Source organism: Psychromarinibacter sp. S121 (assembly GCF_049801035.1).
GTDB lineage: Bacteria > Pseudomonadota > Alphaproteobacteria > Rhodobacterales > Rhodobacteraceae > Psychromarinibacter.
In genome coordinates this window covers 813,379-837,222 of the sequence record NZ_JBNAGE010000003.1, presented here as the reverse complement: position 1 = coordinate 837,222, position 23,844 = coordinate 813,379, and the positions used below count along the sequence as shown (strand labels likewise).

Annotated in this window: 20 protein-coding genes; 4 read left to right on the top strand and 16 right to left on the bottom strand. The window is 64.7% G+C overall.

Annotation, left to right across the window (positions count from 1 at the left end; all coding sequences use genetic code 11):
* Window positions 1-32: 32 nt before the first annotated feature.
* On the bottom strand, window positions 33-1,175 hold the full coding sequence (locus tag ACP156_RS17800; protein WP_425052700.1) for a deoxyguanosinetriphosphate triphosphohydrolase: 1,143 nt from the start codon (window positions 1,173-1,175) through the stop codon (window positions 33-35).
* A gap of 95 nt (window positions 1,176-1,270) precedes the next feature.
* Between ACP156_RS17800 and ACP156_RS17795 the strand changes: the two genes are divergently transcribed.
* From ACP156_RS17795 to xth, 3 genes are read left to right on the top strand one after another with little or no spacing between them, the layout of a single operon-like run.
* On the top strand, window positions 1,271-1,594 hold the full coding sequence (locus ACP156_RS17795; RefSeq protein ID WP_425052699.1) for a HesB/IscA family protein: 324 nt from the start codon (window positions 1,271-1,273) through the stop codon (window positions 1,592-1,594).
* Between the two features lie 37 nt (window positions 1,595-1,631).
* Window positions 1,632-2,828, top strand: a complete 1,197-nt coding sequence (locus ACP156_RS17790) for an NAD(P)/FAD-dependent oxidoreductase (RefSeq protein ID WP_425052698.1) — start codon at window positions 1,632-1,634, stop codon at window positions 2,826-2,828.
* Between the two features lie 51 nt (window positions 2,829-2,879).
* A complete protein-coding gene (gene xth / locus ACP156_RS17785; protein WP_425052697.1) occupies window positions 2,880-3,659 on the top strand; it encodes an exodeoxyribonuclease III in 780 nt (259 codons plus the stop codon).
* Between the two features lie 39 nt (window positions 3,660-3,698).
* On the opposite strand, the gene ACP156_RS17780 is transcribed toward xth, so the two are convergent.
* The 8 genes from ACP156_RS17780 to ACP156_RS17745 form a co-directional block, all read right to left on the bottom strand.
* Window positions 3,699-5,330 carry an alpha-D-glucose phosphate-specific phosphoglucomutase gene (locus tag ACP156_RS17780; RefSeq protein WP_425052696.1) on the bottom strand — a complete coding sequence of 544 codons (1,632 nt, stop codon included), beginning with the start codon at window positions 5,328-5,330 and terminating at the stop codon, window positions 3,699-3,701.
* Window positions 5,327-7,468 carry a glycogen debranching protein GlgX gene (gene glgX, locus ACP156_RS17775; RefSeq protein ID WP_425052695.1) on the bottom strand — a complete coding sequence of 714 codons (2,142 nt, stop codon included), beginning with the start codon at window positions 7,466-7,468 and terminating at the stop codon, window positions 5,327-5,329. The genes ACP156_RS17780 and glgX overlap by 4 nt, the downstream gene beginning before the upstream one ends.
* The gene (gene glgA, locus ACP156_RS17770; protein ID WP_425052694.1) at window positions 7,465-8,901 is read right to left on the bottom strand and encodes a glycogen synthase GlgA; all 1,437 of its coding nucleotides are present in this window, start codon (window positions 8,899-8,901) and stop codon (window positions 7,465-7,467) included. Before glgA ends, glgX begins: the two co-directional genes overlap by 4 nt.
* Before the next feature lie 3 nt (window positions 8,902-8,904).
* Window positions 8,905-10,176, bottom strand: coding sequence for a glucose-1-phosphate adenylyltransferase (gene glgC / locus ACP156_RS17765; protein ID WP_425052693.1), 1,272 nt, complete (start codon window positions 10,174-10,176; stop codon window positions 8,905-8,907).
* A gap of 3 nt (window positions 10,177-10,179) precedes the next feature.
* Window positions 10,180-12,372 (bottom strand): 1,4-alpha-glucan branching protein GlgB, encoded by a 2,193-nt coding sequence (gene glgB / locus ACP156_RS17760; protein ID WP_425052859.1) that lies wholly within the window; start codon window positions 12,370-12,372, stop codon window positions 10,180-10,182.
* Between the two features lie 34 nt (window positions 12,373-12,406).
* Window positions 12,407-14,785: a glycogen/starch/alpha-glucan phosphorylase gene (locus tag ACP156_RS17755; protein WP_425052692.1), complete on the bottom strand. Its 2,379-nt coding sequence runs from the start codon at window positions 14,783-14,785 to the stop codon at window positions 12,407-12,409.
* 265 nt (window positions 14,786-15,050) lie between these two features.
* A complete protein-coding gene (xylB, locus tag ACP156_RS17750) occupies window positions 15,051-16,490 on the bottom strand; it encodes a xylulokinase (protein WP_425052691.1) in 1,440 nt (479 codons plus the stop codon).
* 17 nt (window positions 16,491-16,507) lie between these two features.
* Complete coding sequence (locus ACP156_RS17745; RefSeq protein ID WP_425052690.1) at window positions 16,508-17,275, bottom strand: SDR family NAD(P)-dependent oxidoreductase; 768 nt, start codon at window positions 17,273-17,275, stop codon at window positions 16,508-16,510.
* Between the two features lie 580 nt (window positions 17,276-17,855).
* On the opposite strand from ACP156_RS17745, the gene ACP156_RS17740 reads away from it, so the two are divergent.
* Window positions 17,856-18,359, top strand: a complete 504-nt coding sequence (locus tag ACP156_RS17740; protein ID WP_425052689.1) for a flavin reductase family protein — start codon at window positions 17,856-17,858, stop codon at window positions 18,357-18,359.
* Window positions 18,360-18,486: 127 nt separating this feature from the next.
* Here the strand turns inward: ACP156_RS17740 and ACP156_RS17735 are convergent, their stop codons facing one another.
* From ACP156_RS17735 to ccmE, 7 genes are all read right to left on the bottom strand, one after another.
* On the bottom strand, window positions 18,487-19,269 hold the full coding sequence (locus ACP156_RS17735) for an enoyl-CoA hydratase-related protein (protein WP_425052688.1): 783 nt from the start codon (window positions 19,267-19,269) through the stop codon (window positions 18,487-18,489).
* Window positions 19,270-19,349: 80 nt separating this feature from the next.
* Window positions 19,350-19,799 (bottom strand): cytochrome c-type biogenesis protein, encoded by a 450-nt coding sequence (locus ACP156_RS17730; protein ID WP_425052687.1) that lies wholly within the window; start codon window positions 19,797-19,799, stop codon window positions 19,350-19,352.
* A complete protein-coding gene (locus ACP156_RS17725; RefSeq protein WP_425052686.1) occupies window positions 19,796-21,772 on the bottom strand; it encodes a heme lyase CcmF/NrfE family subunit in 1,977 nt (658 codons plus the stop codon). The genes ACP156_RS17730 and ACP156_RS17725 overlap by 4 nt, the downstream gene beginning before the upstream one ends.
* A 102-nt stretch (window positions 21,773-21,874) precedes the next feature.
* Window positions 21,875-22,099 (bottom strand): pseudouridine synthase, encoded by a 225-nt coding sequence (locus ACP156_RS17720; protein ID WP_425052685.1) that lies wholly within the window; start codon window positions 22,097-22,099, stop codon window positions 21,875-21,877.
* Window positions 22,092-22,652, bottom strand: coding sequence for a holin family protein (locus ACP156_RS17715; protein WP_425052684.1), 561 nt, complete (start codon window positions 22,650-22,652; stop codon window positions 22,092-22,094). The genes ACP156_RS17720 and ACP156_RS17715 overlap by 8 nt, the downstream gene beginning before the upstream one ends.
* On the bottom strand, window positions 22,643-23,254 hold the full coding sequence (locus ACP156_RS17710; RefSeq protein ID WP_425052683.1) for a holin-associated N-acetylmuramidase: 612 nt from the start codon (window positions 23,252-23,254) through the stop codon (window positions 22,643-22,645). The genes ACP156_RS17715 and ACP156_RS17710 overlap by 10 nt, the downstream gene beginning before the upstream one ends.
* Before the next feature lie 66 nt (window positions 23,255-23,320).
* On the bottom strand, window positions 23,321-23,764 hold the full coding sequence (ccmE, locus tag ACP156_RS17705) for a cytochrome c maturation protein CcmE (protein ID WP_425052858.1): 444 nt from the start codon (window positions 23,762-23,764) through the stop codon (window positions 23,321-23,323).
* Window positions 23,765-23,844 lie beyond the last annotated feature (80 nt).

Here is a 23,844-nt window from a genome sequence, read left to right as displayed (position 1 = left end):
ATCGAAAACGGCATTCGCCCGCCGGAAAGACCCTAGCGCAGCTTCTTCAGCCGCTTCCATTCCTGCAGCGCGAAGCGGTCGGTCATGCCCGAGATATAGTCCGACACGATCCGCGCCAGCTCGGTCTCTGATTGCACCTCGTCCACCTCTTTGCGCCATTGTTTCGGCAGTTCGGCGGGATGCGCCATGAAGAAGGGGAACAGGCCCTCGACGGCCTTGGTCACCTTCCTGCGCATCTTCACCACGTCCGGCGCACGGTACATGCGGTGGAACAGGAATTCGCGGGTGACCTTGAGCTGCTCCCAGATCTCGTCCGAGAACCGGACCATCGGCCGCCCGGCAAGGCGGATGTCGTCGGCGGTCAGCGGTTGCAGTTCGGCGAGACGCCCCTTGGCCTGTGTCACCACGTCGTCGACGAGAATGCCGAAGAACCGCCGCAGCGCAACGTGGCGGCGCTTGTAGAGGTTCAGGCCGGGGTATTTCTTGTCGACCGCCGCGAAACAGCTGTCCAGAAGCGGCAGTTCCGACAGTTCCTCGGTCGAGAACAGCTCGGCCCGCAGGCCGTCGTGCAGGTCGTGGCTATTGTAGGCCACGTCATCTGCCAGCGCCGCCACCTGCGCTTCGATCGAGGCATGCGTGTGCAGTTCAAGGTCATAAACCGCGTTGAACTGGGCCAGCGCATAAGGCACCTCGCCCACGACGGGGCCGTTGTGCTTGGCGATGCCTTCCAGCGTCTCCCACGTCAGGTTGAGCCCGTCGAAATCGGCATAGTGCCGTTCCAGCGAGGTGACGATGCGGATCGCCTGCGCGTTGTGGTCGAAGCCGCCGTATGGCTCCATCAGCGCGGCCAGCGCGTCCTCACCGGTGTGGCCGAACGGCGGATGGCCAAGGTCATGCGCCAACGCCACCGCCTCGGCGAGGTCGATGTTCAGCCCAAGCGCCCCAGCGATCGAGCGCGCCACCTGCGCCACCTCGATCGAGTGCGTCAGACGCGTGCGGAAGTAATCGCCCTCGTGCTCGATGAAGACCTGGGTCTTGTGCTTGAGCCGCCGGAAGGCGCTGGAATGGATGATCCTGTCCCGGTCGCGCTGGAAACAGTCGCGGAACCGGCTGGGTTCCTCGGGGTATAGTCGCCCGCGCGAGTCCTCGTCGCGCGCCGCGTATGGCTGCAGCATGCCTTCTGCCTGTCTTTTCGGCCGATCCTTGTCGGCAAGTCCCGAGGCCCATATATTCACAATCAACCCACAATGATACCGTCGGAGCTGTGGAAATGATCCTGCCGCCCAAAGTTACCCCCCGCGCCTTCGAACGCCTGTCCGAAATCGGCGCAGCCAGCCAGGGCAAGGTCTTGCGTGTGGCCGTCGAGGGCGGCGGCTGTTCCGGGTTCCAATACGACATCTCGCTGGACGAAGCGGCCGATGACGATCTGGTGCTGGAAGGCTCGGGCGAGAAGGTCGTGGTCGACAGCGTGTCGCTGCCCTTCCTTGCCGATGCCGTCATCGACTTCACCGAGGAACTGATCGGCGCGCGCTTCGTGATCGAGAACCCGAACGCGACATCCTCCTGCGGCTGCGGCACGTCCTTCTCGATGTGATCTTGCGTTTGGTGCGGGGACAGCTACACCCCGCCCCATGCATCACCCCACGATCATCCTTGGCGCCGGTGCGGCCGGCCTGATGGCGGCGGCCCATGCCGGGCCGGGAACGCTTGTGCTCGACCATGCGAAAGCGGCGGGCGAAAAGATCCGGATCTCTGGCGGCGGGCGGTGCAATTTCACGAACCTTTACGCGGCTCCGGAGAACTTTCTGTCCGAGAACCCGCATTTCGCCAAGTCGGCGCTGGCCCGCTATACCCAGTGGGATTTCATAGACTTGGTCGCCCGGCACGGCATCGCCTACCATGAAAAGACGCTGGGACAGCTGTTTTGCGATGGCTCGGCGAAAGAGATCATCGCGATGCTGCTGGCCGAGATGGAGGCCGCGGGCGCCGATCTGCGGCTGAATGCGCCGGTGGCCGAGGTTGCGAAGGGGCCGGACGGTTTTGCGGTAATTTTGCAGTCGGGCGAGCGGCTGACCTGCAACCGGCTGGTTGTGGCCACGGGCGGCAAGTCGATCCCCAAGATGGGCGCGACGGGCTTTGCCTATCGTCTGGCGGACCAGTTCGGCCTGCGCGTGACCGAAACCCGCCCAGCTTTGGTGCCGCTGACCTTCGGGCCGGACGTGCTGGCGCTGACCAAGCCGTTGGCCGGTGTCGCCCTGCCCGCCCGCGTGTCCTGCAACGGCGCCAGTTTCGACGAGGCGCTGCTGTTCACCCACCGCGGGCTGTCCGGGCCGTCGATCCTGCAAATCTCCTCCTACTGGCACGAGACCGACAGCATCCGCGTGAACCTGCTGCCCGATCGTGACGTTCTGGGTGCGTTGAAAACGGCCCGCGCCGAGAATGGACGCCGCGCCATCGGCACCGCGCTGACCGAGTTGCTGCCGAACCGGCTGGCGGCGGCGTGGGCAGAGGCGCGAGGGCTGTCCGGTCAGCTGGCGAACACGCCTGACACGCAGCTTGCCGAAATCGCGGGCGGGCTGGCGGGCTGGGAACTTACGCCCGCCGGATCAGAGGGTTACCGCACCGCAGAGGTCACGCTGGGCGGTGTCGCGACCGACGGGCTGGACTCGCGCACGATGGAATCCAAGGCGGTGCCGGGCCTTTACTTCATCGGCGAGGCGGTGGACGTGACCGGCTGGCTGGGCGGCTACAACTTCCAGTGGGCGTGGTCCTCGGGCTGGGCCTGCGGCACCGCGATCCGGACCACACGGGACGACATGGGCGCGTAGACATCCGGCGCGGGCTGTGGTCAAGCTGACCCGGCAATTGCGGAGGCCCCCATGAAGATCGCGACCTTCAACATCAACGGCATCAAGGCGCGTCATCAGGCGCTGTCCGACTGGTTGGACGAAGCGCAGCCCGACGTCGCCCTGCTGCAGGAAATCAAGTCGGTCGACGAGGGCTTTCCGCGCGAGATGTTCGAGGACAAGGGCTATAACGTCGAGACACACGGCCAGAAGGGCTTCAACGGTGTCGCGATCCTGTCGAAATACCCGCTGGAAGACGTAACGCGCGGCCTGCCCGGCGATGACGAGGACGAACAGGCCCGCTGGATCGAGGCGACCGTGGTGGGAAAGCGCGCGGTGCGCTTGTGCGGGCTGTATCTGCCCAACGGCAACCCCGCGCCCGGACCGAAATACGACTATAAAGTGTCGTGGATGGAACGCCTGAAGGCCCGCGCCGAGGCGCTGCTTGAGTCCGAGGAACCGGCGCTGATGGCGGGGGACTATAACGTCATTCCACAGTCGGAAGACGCCGCGAAGCCCGAGCAATGGACCGACGACGCGCTGTATCGGCCCGAGACACGGGCGGCTTTCCGGCGAATTCTGAACCTTGGCTTCACCGAGGCCTTCCGCGCCCGCGTTCAGGGGCCGGGGCACTATTCGTTCTGGGATTATCAGGCGGGTGCATGGCAGAAGAACAACGGCATCCGCATCGACCACCTGCTGCTGACGCCGCAGGCGGCGGATATGATGACCGGCTGCGGCATCGACAAGGAAATCCGCGACCGCGAGAAACCGTCGGACCACGTGCCGGTCTGGATCGAACTGGACGCCTGAAACGGCACGCCCCGGACCTGACCCGGGGCGCGGGACCATTCAGGTGATCACGTCAGGCTCGGTCCTGCCGATGTGGCCTTCCATGTCCGACAGCGACCGCGCCGCGCGAATGATCGGGCCAAGCGCGGTCTGCGGTTCCTCATCCAGACCGTCCGGCCCGGAAACGTAGCGTTCAAGATAGACCCGCAGCGTCGCGCCGGTGGTGCCGGTGCCGGACAGGCGCATCACGATGCGGCTGCCATCCTCGAACACGATCCGCCAGCCCTGATTGTCCGAGACAGAGCCGTCAACCGGATCTTCATACTTGAAGATGTCCGCGGAAGCGATTGTCATTCCTTCCACTTCCACCCCCGGAAGTTCGGGGAAGCGCGCCGTCAGGGCATCAAGCAGCGCTTCGGCTTTGGCATTCTCCAGCGCCTCGTAATCGTGGCGGGAATAGTAATTGCGGCCGTACTCGGCGAAATGCGACGCCATCACCGCGCCAACGCCCTCGCCCCGCTTGGCGAGGATGTTCAGCCACATCAGCACCGCCCACAGGCCGTCCTTCTCGCGCACGTGGTCCGACCCGGTGCCAAAGCTCTCCTCGCCGCACAGCGACACGCGGCCCGCGTCCATCAGGTTGCCGAAGAATTTCCAGCCGGTCGGGGTTTCGTAGCAATCGAGGCCCTTCGCCGCCGCCACCCGGTCCACCGCGCCCGAGGTCGGCATCGACCGCGCGACGCCCTTCAGCCCGTCCGCATAGCCCTTGGCCAGATGCGCGTTGGCCGCGATCACGGCGAGGCTGTCGGAAGGCGAGACGTAGACCTCGGGGCCGACGATCATGTTACGGTCGCCGTCGCCGTCGCTGGCGGCGCCGAAGTCGGGCGCGTCAGAGCCCCACATCTCGTCCATCAGCATCTTGGCCCAGACCGGGTTCGGGTCGGGATGCATACCGCCGAAGTCCGGCAGAGGCTGGCGGTTCACCACCGTCCCGCGCGGCGCGCCAAGGCGGTTCTCAAGGATTTCAACAGCATAAGGGCCGGTCACGGCGCACATGGAATCCATCCGCACCCGGAAGCCGCCGGCGATCATGTCGCGGATTGCGTCGAAATCGAAAAGCGTCTCCATCAGGTCGGCATAGTCCGCGACCGGGTCCATCACCTGAACCACCATGTCGCCCACCATGTGATCGCCGATGGAGTCCAGGTCGACGTCGTGCCCTTCGTGGATACGGTATTCGGTCATGCCGTTGGCGGCCTCGTACATGGCCGAGGTCACGGACTCGGGCGCGGGGCCGCCGTTGGGCATGTTGAACTTGATCCCGAAATCCTCGTCCGGGCCGCCGGGATTGTGGCTGGCCGACAGGATGATGCCGCCGTCCGTTTTGTTCAGCCGGATCAGGTGGCTGGCCGCTGGCGTCGACAGGATACCGCCCTGCCCGACCAGCACCTTCGCGGCGCCGTTCGCAGCCGCCATGCGCAAGATCACCTGCACCGCGCGGTCGTTGAAATAGCGCCCGTCACCGCCCACCACCAAGGTCTTGCCGGACACGCCGCCGATGGCGTCGAAGATCGCCTGCACGAAATTCTCGAGATAGTGCCGCTGCATGAAGACCTGCGTCTTCTTGCGAAGCCCAGAGGTGCCCGGCTTCTGTCCCGGTATCGGTTCGGTGGTGACCGTGACGATGGTCATGAAGACGTCTCCTGCATCGGCACCCGCTGCAGGGCCAGCACGGATTGCGCCGGTGCCATCAATTTCTTGCCGAGGGGATTGTGCGGCCCGGCGTCGGGGACGGTGGTGTCCAGCACCACTTCCCAGATCAGCCCTTCCGGGCATGGCGGCAGCGTCACTTCCTGAGTGTCGCCCGCGTTGAACACCGCGAAGATCACGTCGTCCGACGCGGCATAATCAGGTGTGCCGGACGAGGTCCGGATTTCGACGCACAGGGTCTTCCACGCGGTGTCCTGCCAATCCTCGCGCGTGGGGCGCTTGCCGTCTGGCATACGCCAGAACAGGTCGGCCAACCCGTCCAGACGGCGCGGACGCGAGTGCAGGAACAGGCGCTGGCGCAGCACCGGGTGGGCGCGGCGCAGTTCCGAGATCTTGGTCACGAAGTCGAACAGTTCCCAGTCGGCGTTGACCCAGTCGATCCAGCCGGTCTGGTTGTCCTGCGCGTAGGCGTTGTTGTTCCCGCCCTGACTGTTGCCGATCTCGTCGCCCGCAAGCAGCATCGGCGTGCCTTGGGCAAGGAACATCGTCGACAGCATGTTGCGCTTGCGCTGCGCCCGGTCGGCACGGATGCGCGGGTTCGAGGTCGGCCCCTCCAACCCCATGTTGTCGCTGTAGTTCTCGTCCTTGCCGTCGCGGTCCCCCTCGCCGTTCGCGAGGTTGCGCTTGATGGTGTAGGACACGAGATCCTGCAGCGTGAAGCCATCATGCGCGGTGATGAAGTTCACCGAAGACGTCGCCGAGCGCCCGGAATGGTCGAAGTTCTCGGCAGAGCCCAGCAGGCGGCTTGCCAGTTCGCCCGTCATCCCCTCGTCCCCGCGCCAATAGCGGCGGACGCCGTCGCGGAACTTGTCGTTCCACTCGTAGAACGGATGCGGGAAGGCGCCCAGTTGATAGCCGCCCGGGCCGATGTCCCACGGTTCGGCGATCAGCTTGACCTTGTTCAGCACCGGGTCCTGCCGGATCGCGTCGAGGAAACCGCCGTTCGGGTCAAAGCCGGTGTCGCCCTCGCGGCCCAGCGTGGCGGCAAGGTCAAAACGGAAACCGTCGACATGCATCACCTCGACCCAGTAACGCAGCGAGTCCATCACCATCCGCAAGACAGCCGGATGCGAGACGTTCAGCGTGTTCCCGGTGCCGGTGTCGTTGATGTAATACCGCCCGCCCTCGGTCAGGCGGTAATAGCTGGCGTTGTCGAGGCCACGGAAGCACAGGGTCGGGCCAAGCTCTCCGCCTTCGGCGGTATGGTTGTAGACGACGTCGAGGATCACCTCGAACCCGGCGGCGTGCAGCCGGCGCACCATCGTCTGGAATTCCCACAGCGCGCCCTGCTCCATATAGCGCGGTTCCGGCGCGAAAAAGCCGATCGACTGATAGCCCCAGTAGTTCCGCAGCCGCTTCTGCACGAGAAAGCGGTCGTCAAGGAAGGCGTGGATCGGCAGCAGCTCGACCGTGGTGATGCCGAGTTTCGCCATGTGTTCCAGCATCGGCTCCGAGGCGACGGCGCGGTAGGTGCCCGCGATCTCTGGGTCGACGTCGGGATGCGACTGGGTCAGGCCGCGCGCGTGTGCCTCGTAAATCACGGTCTCGGACCGGCGGACGCGCGGCGGCTTGTCGTCGCCCCACTGAAAGCTGGGATCGGCGACCTCGGACTTTGGCACGAAGGGCGCGCTGTCGCGTGGGTCGAAGGTCAGATCGGCCTTGGGCGCGTTGACGATGTAGCCATAGACCGCGTCGTTCCACTGCAGCTTGCCCGCCAGCTTCTTGGCATAAGGGTCCAGCAGCAGTTTGTTCGGGTTGAAACGGTGCCCCTCTTCCGGCTTGTAAGGCCCGTGGACGCGGTAGCCGTAACGCGTGCCCGGCCCCAGCCCCGCCACGTGGACATGCCAAACGTCGCCGTCGCGTTCCTTCAGCGGAATGCGCGCCAGCTCGGTCGAGCCGTCGGCGGTGAACAGGCACAGTTCGACCATCTCGGCATGGGCCGAGAAGACGGCAAAGTTCACACCCTCGCCATCGAAGGTCGCGCCAAGCGGATCGGGCCGCCCGGCCGACAGGGAATGTCCCGCGAGTTTCGCGGGCAGACGCTCTTTCATTACGTTCATTCGAACAGGCCCTCGTACAGCGCCGCATAAGCTGCCGAAGATCGCGTCCAGTCAAGCTCTGCCTTCATGCCGTTGCGTTGAAGCTGCCGCCATGTGCGGGTGTCGTCGTACATCGCCACCAGCCTGCGCAAGGCCTGTTCCAGACCCAGCGCGTCGGTCGGGTGGAACACGATGCCCGTGGCCACCCCCGCCGAAAGCGCCGCCGGGTTCGCGTCGATCACCGTGTCGGCCAGCCCGCCCGTCGCCGCCACCAGCGGCACCGTGCCATAGCGCAGGCCGTACATCTGGGTCAGGCCGCAGGGTTCGAACCGCGAGGGCACAAGCACTGCGTCGCCGCCCGCGAAGATACGATGCGACAGCGCCTCGTCATAGCCGGTGCGGATGCCGATGCGGCGAGGGTTCAGATCGGCCTGATGCCGCAGCGCCATTTCGATCTCGGGGCCACCCGAGCCCAGAACGACAAGACCGCCGCCGCGCCACGTGAACTCGGCCAGCAGATCGGGCAGCAGGTCCAGCCCCTTCTGCGTCGTCAGCCGCGACACGACCACGGCCAGCGGGCCGGGCACGGGGCCAAGGCCGAATTCCTTGATCAGCGCGGCGCGGTTCTTGCGCTTTTCGGACAGGGTGCGGGCGCCGTAGGGGTGGATCGCCGGATCGGTCTCGGGCGACCAGACTTCAGTGTCGACCCCGTTCAGGATGCCGTGCAGCACGCTGGCGCGGGCCTGCAGGACGCCTTCCAGCCCCATCCCGAACTCGCCCCGCATCAGCTCGTTCGCGTAGGTCGGGCTGACCGTGGTGATCGCGTCCGCGTTGACCAGACCGGCCTTCAACGCACTGATATCGCCCCAGAATTCAAACCCTTCCGAGTTGAAATCCGCAGGCGAGAGTTTCAGCGCGGCAAGCTTGTCGGCACCGGCGCGGCCCTGAAACGCGATGTTGTGGACCGTGATGACGGATCGCACGTCCTCGACCCCCGCCTGCCGCAGGTAGACCGGCACAAAGCCGCCTTGCCAGTCGTGGGCGTGCACCACCTCGGGCCGCCAGCCGTCGGTCAGGCCGTCGCGCGCGATCTCGGCCGCGGCCCAGCACAGCGCGGCGAAACGTTCGGGATTGTCCGGATAGTCGCCCGCGCTGTCGGAATAGGGCCCGCCATCGCGCGCATAGAGATGCGGCGCGTCCAGCAACAGGACCTCTATCCCCTCGACCTTACCGCCCAGCACCTGCGCCGGGCCGCCGAACAGGTCCGCGTCCTTCCAGACCACCTTGGGCCGCTTCAGGTTTTCCGCCAGCCCCGGATAGGCGGGCATAAGCACCCGCATCTCCCATCCGTGCGCGGTCAGCGCCTTGGGCAGCGCGCCCACCACGTCCGCCAGCCCGCCGGTCTTCAACAGCGGGACACATTCGGAAGCCACGGAAAGGACGCGCCGTTTCATCTGTTACCCCAATGCCGCCGCGCGGGCGTTTACCATATCCTGCGTGATCAGAACGATGCCGCCCTCGGTCCTTCGGAACCACTTGGCGTCTTCTTCCGGGTCCTCGCCCACGACCAGCCCTTCCGGGATCCGCACGCCCCTGTCTATGACGCAGCGGTTAAGTTCCGCTTTCTCGCCGATGTCGACATAGGGCAGCGCCACCACCTCGAACATCGAGGAATAGCTGTGCGCGTGGACGCCCGTGAACAGCAGCGAATTGCGGATCTCGGAACCCGAGATGATGCAGCCGCCGGCCACCAGCGAGGACACGGCGCTGCCGCGGCGTTCTTCCTCGTCGTGGATGAACTTCGCGGGCGGGACCAGTTCGGAATAGGTCCAGATCGGCCAGTCGGTGTCGAACAGGTCGAGTTCGGGGATGAAATCCGTCAGGTCGATATTGGCCGAATGAAAAGCGTCGATGGTCCCCACGTCGCGCCAATACGGTTCCTTCTCCAGCCCGCTCATCACGCAGCTGTCGGCGAAGCGGTGCGCCATCGCCTTGCCGTTCTTGACGATCGCCGGGATCAGGTCGTGGCCGAAATCATGGCTGCTGTTCGGGTCGTCGGCGTCAGACAACAGCAGGTCGCGCAGGAATTTCCAGTCGAACACGTAGATTCCCATCGACGCCAGCGCATGCGCCTCGTCGCCGGGGATGCCGGGCGGGTCGGCAGGTTTTTCGAGGAAGTCGGTGATCTGCATCTGCTCGTTCACCCCCATCACGCCGAAGGCGCGCGCGTCCATCCGCGGCACCGTGAGGCAGCCGATGGTGACGTCGGCGCCGGAATTGACGTGCTGCTCGATCATCTTCTCGTAATTCATCTTGTAAATATGGTCGCCGGCCAGAACGACGATGTAGTCCACATCATAGCTGTCGACGATGTCGATATTCTGACGCACCGCATCGGCCGTCCCCAGATACCACATGCTTTCGTCCACCCGTTGCGAGGCAGGCAGAATGTCGAGGTATTCGTTGCGTTCGGCGCGAAAGAAGCTCCAGCCCCGCTGACAGTGCCGGATAAGGCTGTGCGCCTTGTACTGCGTGGCGATGGCCATCTTTCGGATGCCAGAGTTCAGCGCGTTCGACAGCGCGAAATCGATGATCCGGACCTTGCCGCCGAAATAGACCGCAGGCTTCGCGCGCCGGTCGGTCAGCTCCTTCAGCCGCGAGCCCCGCCCCCCGGCCAGAACGAAGGCCATCGCGCGGCTGGAAAGACGTGAATTCCTTTGTGGTGACATGACTTACCTCCCATTTTCCTCGACGAATACGATGCCTGCGAGCGGTGGCAGGGTAATCAGCGCCGACTGCTCCTGCCCGTGCCACGGCACTCCCTCGGCCCAGATGCCGCCGAAATTTCCCCGGTTGCCGCCGCCGTACACCTCGGCATCGGTGTTGATCGCCTCGCGCCAGTACCCGCCGCCCGGCAGGCCCAAACGGAAGCCCGTGCGCTCGACCGGGGTCATGTTCAGAACGACCACGACACGCGGGTCGCCCGGGCGACCATTTCGTACGTAAGAGAACACCGAATTCTCGGCATCACCCCCGTCAAGCCATTGAAATCCCTCGGGTCGCGTGTCGTTTACATGCAGCGACTGCAGCCCCCGCATCAGCCCGTTCAGGTCGCGCACCAGCCATTGCACGCCGCGGTGCAGATCGTCCGCGCACAGGTGCCAGTCCAGCGACTGATCGTGGTTCCATTCCCGCCACTGGGCGAACTCGCACCCCATGAACAGCAGTTTCTTGCCGGGGTGGGTCCACATGAAGGCGTAAAAAGCGCGCAAATTTGCGAACTTTTCCCAATCGTTACCGGGCATCTTGCCGATCATGCTGCCCTTGCCGTGCACCACTTCGTCATGGCTGATCGGCAGCACGTAATTCTCGGTGAAGGCGTAGTGCAGGCCGAAGGTCATCTGGTGGTGGTGATGCTTCCGGTGCACCGGTTCGCGGTGCATGTAGTCGAGGGTGTCGTTCATCCACCCCATGTTCCATTTGAACCCGAAGCCCAGCCCGCCCTTGTCCACGGGACGCGACACGCCGTCGAAGGCGGTGGATTCCTCGGCCACCGTCATGATCCCCGGCATCTGCCCGTATGCGGTGACGTTCATGTTCTGAAGCAGCGCGATGGCTTCGAGGTTCTCGCGCCCGCCGTGAATGTTCGGCACCCACTCGCCTTCTTTGCGGGAATAGTCCCGGTACAGCATCGACGCGACGGCATCGACCCGAAGACCGTCGACGTGGTATTCCTCCAGCCAGTAAAGCGCGTTCGATATCAAGTAGTTGGCCACTTCCTTGCGGCCATAGTTATAGATCAGGGTGTTCCAGTCCTGATGGAACCCCTCTTTCGGGTCGGCGTGTTCGTACAGGGCCGTGCCGTCGAACCGGCCCAGACCGTGCGGGTCGGTCGGGAAATGCCCCGGCACCCAGTCGAGGATCACGCCCATCCCCTTCGCATGCGCCGCGTTGACCAGCGCGCGAAACTCGTCCGGCAGACCGTGCCGGATGGTGGGGGCGTACAGGCCAATGGGCTGATAGCCCCACGAGCCGTCGAAGGGAAACTCGGAAATCGGCAGGAATTCCAAGTGGGTAAAGCCCATCCAGTGGGCGTAGTCCACCAGTTCCTCGGCCAGTTCCAGATAGCTCAGCCGCCGCCCGCCATCGTCCGACCGCCGCCAGCTGCCAAGGTGGACCTCGTAGACCGAGATCGGCGCGTCGATGTTCTGATGTGCCTGCCGGCTGTCCATCCACGCCCCGTCGCTCCAGTGCGGCCGGTCGATGCGCCGCACGACAGAGGCATTCGCGGGCGGATGCTCCGACCCGAAGCCGACCGGGTCCGCCTTCATCGGTTGCGGCTGTCCGTCGTGGCCGAGGATGTCGTATTTGTACGAGGTCCCCTCGCCCAGCCCGGGCACGAAGATCTCCCAGACGCCGGTCGCCCCGCGCCGCCGCATCGGCGTCCGGCGCCCGTCCCACAGATTGAAATCGCCCAAGACCGAGACACGCTGTGCATTGGGTGCCCAGACCGCAAAATGCACCCCGTGGACGCCTTCATGCTCGATCGCATGTGCGCCGAGCGCGTGCCAGATGCGGCGCATGGTGCCTTCGCCCAGCAGGTACTCGTCGATCTCGCCCAGCACCGGGCCAAAACGATACGGGTCTTCCTGCTCCCAGGTGCCGTCACTGTTGGTGCACCGCAAATGATAGGTTTTTGCGCGACCGAACCGACCGCAAAAAAGCCCGGGCGCGCCGTTGACCGGCGCCAGCTCGGTCTCGGTCCCCTTGCCCGTCAGCGCCGTCACCCGCTCTGCCCCGGGCATATAAACGGTCAGCGTCTTGTGTCCGCCGATCTCATGCAGGCCCAGAACCCGGAACGGGTCGCCGTGACGCCCCTCGACAATCGCGCGCGCATCGCCGTGGCTCGGACAGTCTGCTCCCATATCGGCCATGCGCGGCTCCTTTATATTCCGTGGCTTACATCGCGGACGTCACGTCCCAGATGTCTGCCATGTAACCACGGATCGTCCGGTCAGACGAGAAGTAGCCCATGCGTGCGGTATTGCGAGCGGCCATCCGCATCCAGCGGTCCTGGTCTTTCCACGTGGTCGCGACCGCTTGCTGCGCCGCGTCGTAACCATCAAAATCCGACGCGACGAGGAAGTAGTCGTGGTGCCAGATCCGATCGAGGATACCGTGGTACCGCTCTGGATCGTCCGGAGAAAACGCCCCCTCCGCAATAAGTTGCAGCACGTCCTTCAGGTTCTGGCTGGCCTCAATGGCAAGCCGTGCGTGGTCGGGAATGCGCCTCCGGGCCACCACTTCCGGCGCCGTCAGGCCGAAGAGAAAGAAGTTCTCGGCCCCCACCTTCTCGCGGATCTCGACGTTGGCGCCGTCCAGCGTTCCGACCGTCAGGGCACCGTTCAGCGCGAATTTCATGTTGCCGGTGCCGGACGCTTCCTTGCCCGCCGTCGAGATCTGTTCGCTGACATCCGCCGCGGGAATCAGCCGCTCGGCCATCGAGACATTGTAGTTCGGCGGATAGACCACCTTCAGCAGCCCGCGCACCTCTGGGTCGTTGTTGATGGTCTGCGCTACGTCATTGATGAAATGGATAATTTCCTTTGCCACGGTATAGCCGGGCGCGGATTTCCCACCGAAGATCCGAACCTGCGGAACCCAGTCGCCGCCCGGGTTCTGGCGGATGCGATGCCACAAGCTGACGGTCTGCAGGATATTCAGAAGTTGCCGTTTGTACTCGTGGATGCGCTTGATCTGAACGTCGAAAATGGCGTCGGGGTCGATCGCGATATCCATCGTCTCGCCCACCCAGTCCGACAGCGCCTCCTTGTTTTTGCGCTTCGCCGCCGAGAACCTCTCAATAAACCCTGCGTCCTCGATGGAAGGCTCCAAACGCTCTAGCCGGTCAAGGTCGGCCTCCCATCCGTCGCCGATGGTGTCGGTGATCAGGCCAGACAGCGCCGGGTTCGCCAGTTTCAGCCAGCGCCTTGGCGTTATCCCATTAGTTTCATTCACGATTTTTTCAGGATGCAATTTGTGAAGATCCGCAAAAACCGTTTCTTTCACAAGGTCGGTGTGCAGCGCCGAAACCCCGTTGACACGGTTTGCCATCACGAAGGCAAGCGTACCCATCTGCACCTCGTTATTCAGCACCAGTCCAACCGATTTCGGCCGGTTCGGGTTGGCTTTGCGGTGCCGGTCGTCCAGCCGCTCGATCAGGTCCATGTGCTGCGGCAGCACGTTCCCCATCAGCCATGTCGACCACCGCTCCAACGCCTCGGGCAGCAGGGTGTGGTTGGTGTAATTCAGGGTGCGCTCGGTCGTCGAAGCGGCCTCTTCAAAGGTCAGCCCGCGCATCATCAGCAGCCGGATCAGTTCTGGCGAGGCGATGGCCGGATGCGTGTCGTTCAACTGGATCGCCACGTGCTTCGGCAGCTTCCGCGCATCGTTATTGGTCGCAAAATAACGCCGCAAAATATCCTGAAGCGCGGCAGAGGTCATGAAGTATTCCTGCTTCAACCTCAATTCCTTACCGGCATAGGTCGTGTCGTCGGGATACAGCACGCGGCTGATCGTCCGCGCCAGCGACTCGGGCTCTGCCGCCGCCGCGTAGTCACCCGCGTTGAAGCGGTCTAGGTCGAACAGTTCCGTCGGCTCGGCCGCCCACAATCTAAGCGTGTTCGCCCATTTGCCCTGCCAGCCGACGATCGCCATGTCGTGCGCTGTCGCGATGACCGACTCTGCCGGTTCCCAGAAGTCCCCGTGTACCTGACCTTTGAAGCCTATTTCATAGGCAACCTCGGGGCGCTCGAATTCCCAGGGGTGCTTCTGGCGCAACCAGTCTTCCGCGGTTTCCGCCTGTCGCCCACCCTCGAACCGCTGCCGGAACAGCCCGTGTTCATAGCGAATGCCATAGCCATGCGCGGGCACGCCGAGGGTCGACAGCGAGTCGAGGAAACACGCGGCCAGCCGACCCAGACCGCCATTGCCAAGGGCCGCATCGGGCTCGTCAGCGACCAGTTCGCCGAAATCCGGGCCAATGCCTTTCAGGGCGCGCTCGGCCACATCGCGAAGGCCAAGGTTGATCGCCGCGTCTTCCAGAAGGCGGCCGATCAGGAATTCAAGCGACAGATAATAAACGCGTTTTGCCGCGGTATCATAAGTCTTGCGGGTCGAGGCGAACCACGGTTCGACGATCCTGTCGCGCAATGCGAAGGACATCGCCATACGCCAGTCATACAGGCTGGAATGGCCCGCGTCCTTGCCCAGCGTATAGGTCAGATGCCACAGAACCGCTTCACGCAGTTCCTCGGGCGTGGTGCCGTCCAGAGCCATGCTCAGTCTCCCTCGATCCGCCGGCGCCGCGCATGCGGATACCGGGGCCAGAATGGCCTCACCTCCCTAGGATAAGGGTTAGTCGATAATGAAGCCCCGTCAAATGCTCTGTGCATAGGCAGAGCGTCGCAGTCCGCGCTCGTAGCAATCCTACGCCTGCATAAGCATGGAGTCCGGATCTCACTCCGGCCGTCGATTTCGGCAACCGCACACGGCCCCGGCACAATCCAGAATGGATTTTGGCGACTGTTTACGGATGCAAAAGCTACGCAAAACTCTGGGCGAGATCCGAGGCCTTTCGATATCTTGCGTGCCCTTCATCGAAAGCCTCGGTCAGAACAGCGACGGGTTCGATCTGACTTTCGATGTGGGGCGGCGCCGCAAGTTCGGTGCCGCCTCCGGTGGCCGCCATCATCGCAAGTCGGGCGGCGCCGAAGGCTCCGCCGAAGTCGCCCGCGACGGGCAGATCGGCCGGTGTTCCAAGCGCGGTCGCGATGGCCTGCAGCCAATAGGTCGACCGGGCGCCCCCACCGACGGCGAGCAAGCTGGAGATCTCGGTGCCAGTGGCCGCAAGGGCGTCGCGGCAATCGCGGATCGCGAACGTCACGCCTTCCAGCACGGCGCGGGTGGCCGCCGCGGTGTCAGTGACGTGTTCCAGACCAAGGAACGCACCGCGCACCGCCGCGTCGTTAAGCGGGGTGCGTTCGCCACCGAGGTAGGGAAGAAATGTTGTCTTCCCAGGCGCTTGCAGATCGCCAAGCCCGCCAGTCAGCGACGCGGCGTCCTGACCGGCCAGACGCGCGAACCAGTTCAGCGCGTCGGTGGCGGCAAGGATGACGCCCATCTGGTGCCAGGTACCCGGCAACGCGTGGCAAAATGTATGAACGGCCGTCGCAGGGTCGGGACGGTAGCCATCGTTCGCAGCGAACAGCACGCCAGAAGTGCCAAGCGAGACGAAAGCCTGCCCCGCATGCACCACACCCACGCCGATTGCGGAGGCTGCGTTGTCGCCGCCGCCTCCGGCCACGACGGTGTCCGCGCCAAGACCCCAGCGGCTTGCCAGTTCCGCGCGCAGCGTGCCGGACACTTCAGAGCCTTCGACAAGGCGGGGCATGTGGTCACGACCCAGATCCGAGGCGTCGAGCAGGCGGTCGGACCAATCGCGCGCGCCGGTGTCGAGCCAACTGGTGCCTGCGGCATCCGACATCTCGCCCACATGGTCACCGGTCAGCCAGAGACGCAAAAAATCCTTCGGGAGGAGGATTTTTGCGGTTTTTGCGAAGGTTTCGGGCTCGTTAATCTTGAGCCAAGCGAGCTTTGGCGCGGTGAAACCGGGGAAGACGATGTTGCCGGTGATCTCGCGCCATTCGGGGGCAGCGTCCATTGCCGCGGCCTCGGCATGGCTGCGGGTGTCGTTCCACAGAATGCAGGGACGCAGCACCTGATCGGCGTCGTCGAGAAGCGTCGCGCCGTGCATCTGACCGGACAGGCCGATGCCCGCCACCGCGCCAAGGTCCTGCGCCGCGGCGAGCGCGTCGAAGACATCCTCTGCGGCCTTGATCCAGCTTGCGGGGTCCTGTTCGGACCAGCCGTCCTGAGGACGGCTAACCGACAGCGGCGCCGTGGATTCCGCAAGGATTTCCTGATCTTCGTTGATCAGAACGCCTTTGAGCCCCGATGTGCCGAGGTCGAGTCCGATGAACATTTTTGATGCCTCCGGCCCTAGCGCGGCGCCATGCGGATCGCGCCATCCAGGCGGATGACCTCGCCGTTCAGCATGGCGTTTTCCACGATGTGCCGCGCCAGCGCCGCGAATTCGGAGACCTGGCCAAGGCGCGACGGGAACGGCACCTGCTTGCCGAGAGAGTCCTGTACGTCCTGCGGCAGTCCGGCAAGCAGCGGGGTCAGGAAAATGCCGGGTGCGATGGTCGCGACGCGGATGCCATGCGAGGACAGGTCGCGCGCCATAGGTAGCGTCATGCCGACGATACCGCCTTTGGACGCGGAATAGGCGACCTGACCGATCTGGCCGTCGTAGGCGGCGACAGAGGCGGTGTTGATGATGACGCCACGCTCGCCGTCGTCGGTCACCGGCTCGTTTTGCGACATCAGAAGGGCAGCCTGACTGGCGCAATTGAAGCTGCCGATCAGGTTGATCGAGATCGCTTTCGCGAACAGGGCCGGATCATGCGCCTCGCCCCGCGAGACGGTCTTGGCGGCGGGGCCGATGCCTGCGCAATTAACGAGGATTTGCAGGCCGTTGCCGGCTTCTTTTACGGTCTCAATTCCGGCTGCGACGCTGGCGGGATCGGAGACGTCGACCTTGCAGAACGACCCGCCAATCTGGTCCGCTTTTGCGCTGCCGGCATCTTCGTTCATGTCGAAGATCGTGACCTTTGCACCTGCCGCCGCAAGCATCTCTGCGGTTGCGGCGCCAAGCCCCGAGGCTGCCCCTGTGACGATCGCGGTCGTGTTGCTGCTGATTTCCAAGTCCGTGCCTCCCGATCCTGACTGAAACCCGTGCTATCTCTGCCTTGCAGCGCGCTCAAGCCGTTTCGTAGATGCGCGACCTGAGGCCGCTGCGTCGTGTCAGCCGTAGGTGCAGCTTTTGTGCAAGTAACCGGTCTTATGGTTTTCTGCCCGAAAGGCCGATACCAGTTGTTCCCGGCCGGCGCCCACGCAATTTTCGGGGCCAGACATCGCTTTGCCAAGCGGCCGGATTCAAGCCGGACCAGGGAAGCTAGATTGTACAATTTCTACATCTACGAGCCCGGTAGGGCCACATAGGCGAATTTTTCCAGTCTTTATTCTACACAACCGGCGATTTGGCCTTCGTGAGATCCAAAGACGCCCAAACGCAAAAATTTACCATTCCTTCATTCTATTACAGATCGAACACTTGCACGGATCGAAGATGTGTAAACGCGGCAGGACGATCCGAACCTGCCCGAAATAGCGTTAACCTTCGCAAAGCCCTGCCTGCCTGCTGTCCTTTCCGGGCTTTGCGCATTACACCGGAGCCAACGCAAAAGAGGGTCCGCGCTGGATGACGACGGAGACGAGTCCCGAAATGGCCGAGGTTGTTCCCGGGCCGAACACGCAGAAAGCGTTCCGCGATGCGTTGGGACGTTTTGCGACCGGTGTGACGGTGGTGACCACGCATAGCGAGATCGGGCCGCTTGGGATCACGGCGAACAGCTTTGCCAGCGTATCGCTTGACCCGCCGCTGGTGCTGTGGTCGCCCGCAAAACATTCTCGCCGCTATCACGCCTTCGCGGAAGCCGCGGATTTTGCGATCCACGTGATCGGCGCGGAACAGGCCGAGATCGCTTCGCGGTTCTCGCGGAACGGGACTGCCTTCGACGGTTGCGACTGGGCGCCGAGCGACCGGGGCGTTCCCCTGCTGAACGGATGCCTTGCCCGGTTCGAATGCAGCACGGTCACGACCCACGATGGCGGCGATCATCGGATCGTCATCGCGCGGGTGCTGCGGGCGACGTGGCGGGACGGTGCGCCGCTTGTGTTCTCGCAAGGGCAGATGGGCCGCTTTGCCCTGCCCGACGACGCCGACTGACAGGACAGCCGCCCGCAGGATTATCCACAGGGGTTATCCACAGCGGACGGCGTGCCAGAAAGCCCGTGAAGTCATCCACAGAAAAATCCACAACTCGCCGGGCCATATCGGCTCCGAAGCGTCCCGGTCAGCGGCCTTCGTAGCTGGGAGGGCGCTTCTCGAGAAAGGCCATCACGCCTTCCTGGAAATCGCGGGTCTTGCCGCATTCGCCCTGAAGCTCTGCCTCAAGCGCCAGTTGGGCGGTCAGGCCGTTGTCAAAGCTGTCGCGGATCGCGCGTTTCACGTTGCGATAGGCCACGGTCGGACCCGCCGCGAGACGCCCGGCACGGGCCCGCCAATGGTCGTCGAAACTGTCATCGGGCACCGCTTCCCAGATCATGCCCCACTCGACCGCCTGTTTCGCGGTCACCGGCTCGGCGAACAGCGCAGCGCCCATCGCGCGGGCGAAGCCGATCTGCCGTGGCAGCCAATAGGTGCCGCCCGCGTCCGGAACCAGACCGATCCTGGTGAAGGCCTGCAGGAACGACGCGCGTTCCGCCGCGATCACCACGTCGCAGGCCAGCGCAAGGTTCGCCCCCGCCCCCGCCGCCGCGCCGTTGACGGCGGCGATGGTCGGCACCTGGCAGTCGAAGATCGCGCGCAGCATCGGCTCGTACTCGTCGCGCAGCACCCGCTCCAGATCGACGTTCGAGGCGCGCGTCGCCGCGTCGCCCAGATCCTGACCGGAACAGAAGGCGCGGTCCCCCGCGCCGGTCAGCACGATGGCCCGGGCGCTGCGTTCAGCGGATTTCACCGCGTGCAGCAGTTCGGCCCGCATCTGGGTGTTGAGCGCGTTCATCACGTCGGGCCGGTTCAGCGTGATCACCGCCAGCCCGTCCGTCTGGGTCAATTCGATTGCCTGATATTCCATGCCAGCCCTCCCGTCGCAGGTTGACCGGAGCATACCGGGACGCGGCGCAAGGGGAAGTGGAACGCGCCGTCAAACAGCGTTTAGTCGTCGAGAATCTGTTTCAGCCGCGCTTCTTCCTCGGCGGACAGTGCCGCCGCGGGTTCCGCCGCGCCGCTGCGGCGGCGGATGTAAAGAAGCCCGACGCCAAGCGCCACCAGCAGCAGGACCGGCCCGGCGACCCAGAGGATCAGGTTGGCGCCAGAGGTGGTCGGCTTCAGCAGGACATATTCACCGTAGCGGTCGACCACGAAGTCGATCACCTCGTCATTGCTGTCCCCCTCGACCAGACGCTCGCGCACCAGCAGGCGCAGGTCGCGGGCAAGGCCGGCGTTGGATTCGTCGATCGACTCGTTGCGGCAGACAAGACAGCGCAGTTCCTTCGATATCTCGCGGGCACGCGTTTCAAGCGCCGGGTCGGACAGAACCTCGTCCGGCTGAACGGCAAGGGCGGGCCCGGCCAGCAGGCACAGGATCAGGACAAGACGCTTCATTCCGCCGCCACCGCTTTGGGCGTGGTCATCTTGCGAGCGCCCGCCGCCACGCGATAGCGTCGGTCTGTCAGCGACAGCAGGCCGCCAAGCGCCATGATGATCGACCCTGCCCAGATCCAGTTTGCGAAGGGTTTGATGTAAGTGCGCACCGCCCAGCCGCCGCCCTGCTGCGGATCGCCGATCACGACGTAGACGTCCCGCAGGAAGCCGTTGTCGATGGCGGCCTCGGTGGTGGGCATCGCGGCCACGGGGTAGACGCGCTTTTGCGGGTAAAGCGTGGCGACGGCGCGGTCGTTGCGGAAAACCCGCATCTCGGCCTGGATCGAGTTGAAGTTCGGCCCCTCGACCTGCTCGACGCCTGCCAGCGTGATCTCGTAGGCGCCGACGGGGAAGGTCTCGCCCACTTGTGCGACGCGGATGTCTTCCTGCTGCCATGCGGTCAGCGCGGCGATGCCGAACATCGTGACGCCCAGCCCGGCATGGGCGACCGCCTTGCCCCAGTCGGCGCGCGGCAGGTTCGACAGGCGGCGCAGGCGCGAGGACCAGTCGCCGCGTCCGGTGCGAGTGAACAGGTCGACGATGGCGCCGCCGACCAGCCAGACGAACAGGATCATCCCGACCGGCGCCAGCGCGGAGCGGCCGGTCTGGATCGCGAAGGTCAGCGCACCGGCCGCCATGGACAGCGCCAGCACGCCCCAAAGCGGCTGCATCGTGCGGCCCAGTTTCGCGCGCTTCCACGGCAGAATGGCCCCGATGGGAAGCACCGCCGCAAGCGCAACGAAGAATGGGGTAAACGCCATGTTGAAGAAGGGTGCGCCGACCGACAGCTTGCGGCCCAGCAGCATTTCCCCGACCAGCGGCCAGATGGTGCCGATGAAGACGACGAAGGCCGCGACCGCCAGCAGGATGTTGTTCAGAACCAGCGCGGATTCGCGGCTGACGAGCGAGAAGACGCCCTTCGCCTCCATCGCCTGTGCGCGGGCGGCGAACAGGGTCAGCGCGCCGCCGACGAAAACCGCGAGGATGACAAGGATGAACACGCCGCGTTCCGGGTCATTGGCGAAGGCGTGGACCGACGTGATGACGCCGGAGCGCACGATGAACGTGCCGATCAGCGAAAAGCCGAAGGCAAGGATCGCCAGCAGCACCGTCCACGATTTCAACGCCTCGCGCTTTTCCACCACGATGGCCGAGTGCAGCAGCGCCGCCGCCACCAGCCACGGCATGAACGAGGCGTTCTCGACCGGGTCCCAGAACCAGAAGCCGCCCCAGCCCAGCTCGTAATAGGCCCACCAAGACCCCAGCGCGATGCCGATGGTCAGGAACACCCACGCAGCCAGCGTCCAAGGCCGGACCCAGCGGGCCCAAGCGGCGTCGACCCGCCCCTCGATCAGGGCGGCGACGGCGAAGGAGAAGGCCATCGAGAGGCCGACGTAGCCGAGGTAGAGGAACGGCGGGTGGAAGGCGAGGCCGGGATCCTGCAGCAGCGGGTTCAGGTCCTGCCCGTTCATCGGCGGCACCGCCAACCGGGTGAACGGATTCGAGGTGAACAGGATGAACGCGAAGAAGGCCAGCGAGATGGCCGACTGTACCGACAACACCCGCGCCCGAAGGCCGGGCGGCAGACCCTGACCGAACCACGCGGCGCAGGCGCCGAACAGCGTCAGGATCAGCACCCACAGCAGCATCGAGCCCTCGTGGTTCCCCCAGACGCCGCTGATCTTGTAGAGCATCGGCTTGTCCGTGTGCGAGTTCAGCACCACCAGCCGCAGCGAAAAATCCGAAGTGACAAAGGCATAGGTGAGCGCCGCAAACGCCACCGCAGTCAGGAAGAACTGCGCGCTGGCGGCGGGCTCTGCCACGGCCATCCAGCCGCGCCAGCCCTTCTGGGCACCGATCATGGGAACCACCGCCTGCACAAGCGACACGGCGGCGGCGAGGATAAGGGCGAAGTGGCCAAGCTCGACGATCATGCTTCCGCTTATACGGGTCGCACGCGGCGCCGCCAATTCCCTGCGCGCACCTGTCGCAAAGGGTTTATCGCGCGGATGGTGAATCGCCGGGGTGAGCCGGGTTCAATGCCCCAGGCTGAAGCCTCCGGCCACCAGATAGGCCATGCCGCCGGTCACCAGACCGCCGACGATCAGCCGCAGCAGCCATTTCAGCGATTCCTCGATGCCGCCCAGCCGGTCCTCGACGTTCAGGCGATGCACCTCGTCCACCGCGTCGCGAAGTTCCAGGCTTTGCAGGCGTTTCTCGACGCTGCGCCGCCATTCCTCGGTGATCGTCAGGTCAGCCATTGTCCCGCCTCCACGCGTCCAGCGCCGGATTTGGCCCCTCGCCCGTGGGCGGCAGGTCAGTCGCGGGCGGCACCGCGCCAAAGCCCGCCTCCAGCGCCATGAGGGCCCCGATGTTGCGTTGAACCAAGGGCGCGCGGGCCAGCGTCTCGGCGATGGAGCGGTTGAACTCCTGCCCCTTCGCCTGATGCCGCGCACCGAAATAGAAGGACACGATAGCGCCCAGCAGCCACCACAGCGGCTCTGGCACCAGCGCGATGCCCTGCATCCGGCTGGCGAACCAGATCGGGTCGACCATCGCCGCGACCATCAGGCCCAGCGTCCCCAGCGCCATCGCCGGGCGCGGCACGCGGTTCAGACCGTCCATCACCCTGTCAAACAGGCCCCGGCGCGGCACCGCGAATTCCGCCGCGAACTGGTCAAGCGTCGCGCCGCGCACCTGCGCCTCGCGCTGCCCAGCGGCCTCGGCGTTCTCGCGGAAGATCTCGACCGTGTCGCGCACCACGTTGCGCCCGCCGCCGAACACGGTATCGAGCGTGCCCTCGATCAGTCCCATGCGGCGGTCCTCTGGCGGTGCTCTGCCTCGCTCAGATGGTAGCGGGGCGAGATGAATTCCTCGGCGCGCAGGATCCAGCCGCCCTTCCCGCCATCCCGGCGACGCGCGAACTTGCGGCTGGCGGGGCGGCGGTCGGCAAGGGCGTAGTAATAGTTGCGCCGGGCTATGCCGTAGGCGTCGGACAGGTGGCGCGGCGCGCTGGCATGCGCGATTTGCGCGGCCTCGATGGTCTGCGGACCGATGGCGCCGTCGACCGCAAGGCGATGCCCCATGTCGTTCAGCAATCGTTGCAAGATGCGCACCGCGTTCGAGCCCGCGTTGACGTACATATCAAAGAGGCTGGGCTGCAGCGGTTCGGGAAGGCTGCCGATGCCCGGGCGGTGGAAGTAGTCGCTGACGAAGATTTCGCGCGCCTGTCCGCGGGTCAGCCGCTTGACGTCCTGGACGTCGGTGTCGCCGTCCCCGTCATTGTCGATCCGCAGGCCCCGCAGCGTGCCCAGCGTGACGCCGTATTTCGTCGGCCCGCCGGGGTCGTCCGGATCGTTCACATAGCCGCCTTCACGGGCGATGATCTCGTCCGCAATGTTTTCAACCGATCGCATGACCTTGCCCCGCACGAAACTGAATGCGGGGCGGAGGATGTTGAATTGCGGTTAAGAAGACGGAAGCTAACCGTTCGGGTCTTCGTAGACGCCCTGTTCCTTCAGCGCGTCGATGACCTCTTTCGGCATGTAGGTCTCGTCGTGCTTGGCAAGGATCTCCGTCGCTTCGAACACGCCGTCGATCAGGCGGCCGGTGCCGACCATGCCCTGACCCTCTTCAAAAAGATCCGGCAGCACGCCGGTATAGGACACCGGGATCGAGGCGCCGCCGTCGGTGACGCTGAAGGTGATCGTCTCGCCCTGCCCGCGCACCAGCGAGCCCTCTTCGACCAGCCCGCCAAGTCGGAATGTCTCGTTCGGCGCCGGAGGCTCTTCGGCGATCTGGCTGGGCGCGCGGAAGAAGTTGATGCCGTCGCGCATCGCATAGCCGATCATCGCGGTCGACAGCGCAAGCGCCACGGCGGCCACAAGGATCACCTGCACGCGGCGGCGCTTCTTCAGATTCTTCAGTCCGGCCATTCGCATCCTCCACAGACCCGCGAGATACTATCACCGTTCCCGCGGGGCCATGCGTTGATTCAGCGCAAATT